This is a genomic window from Paenibacillus sp. 01T422 (assembly GCF_056398785.1).
The window spans coordinates 1-877 of record NZ_JBFTQB010001434.1 but is presented as its reverse complement, the minus strand read 5'-3'; the positions used below and the strand labels follow the sequence as shown (position 1 = coordinate 877).

At 49.6% G+C, this 877-nt stretch carries 2 protein-coding genes; one reads left to right on the top strand and one right to left on the bottom strand.

The features are described from left to right. Positions 1 to 57: 57 nt before the first annotated feature. A complete protein-coding gene (locus AC1DUA_RS39335; RefSeq protein WP_477504840.1) occupies positions 58 to 507 on the top strand; it encodes a YlbF/YmcA family competence regulator in 450 nt (149 codons plus the stop codon). Positions 508 to 513: 6 nt separating this feature from the next. Here the strand turns inward: AC1DUA_RS39335 and AC1DUA_RS39330 are convergent. Continuing rightward, the coding region (locus tag AC1DUA_RS39330) for an asparaginase (protein WP_477504839.1) at positions 514 to 877 on the bottom strand (364 nt) is incomplete at its 5' end.

The window sequence follows — 877 nt, the reverse complement described above, 5'->3', positions numbered from 1 at the left end:
CTGTGGTATAGTAGAGATGTTAGATACTCTTTAAGAGGAAGGAAGTTGAACATAGGTATGTTACAGACATTGGAAGCAGAAACGATTGATATGTCGGCCGTTCTTATGCAGGCCTATGACATGGGTGACATGATTAATTCCTCTGCTGAAGTGGCAGATTATTTATATTGGAAGAACGCTGTTGAGAACAGTGCAGAAGTGAAACAGCTTAAAGCCGTCTTTGCAAGAAAGAAAGATGCTTTCGAAGAATGTGAGCGGTTCGGGCATTATCACCCGAGCTACCACGAAGCTCTGGCTGCTGTGAATGAGGTGCAGGACAAGTTGCATCAAGTCGAGGCTGTTCGCAGATTCAAAGAAGCGGAGGATCGCTTGGACGATTTATTGTTCACCGTGTCCACGACGATCGCTCACGCTGTATCTGATTCTATCAAAGTTCCCAGCAATAACCCGCTCCCAACCGGCAAAGGATGTTCCTCGGGTGGAAGCTGCAGCGGCAATTGCGGTTAATCCATGTTACAACTGGAAATCGGGGCGGATGATTCCGACCTCGGTTCCTTGCCAGTTATGAACGGTAGGCGTGTGAAAAGCAGCAAGCTGACGGACTTCAGATGCCGACAGCAGATCTAACTGTTTCAGCGCTTCAACGACAGCTGGATACAGCGCTCGCTGATTACCATCTTCAATCTTCAGCACCAAACCCAGCCCCTTTTCGGGGACCGTTAGTGCGAAAATGCCCTCAGCACCCATTTTGCCGATGATTCGGCCCTGCGTGACTTCGATTAATTGCGTATCGAAGCGATCGCTGCCTGCTAGGTATTGAGGATATTTTCGCACCGCGGCGATGATTCTCTGGCAAGCGTTTGCACGGGCCTCGGGC

Bases quoted from the DNA above. Each gene is read 5' to 3' on its own strand.
- AC1DUA_RS39335 (WP_477504840.1), top strand. From the start codon at position 58: ATGTTACAGACATTGGAAGCAGAAACGATTGATATGTCGGCCGTTCTT.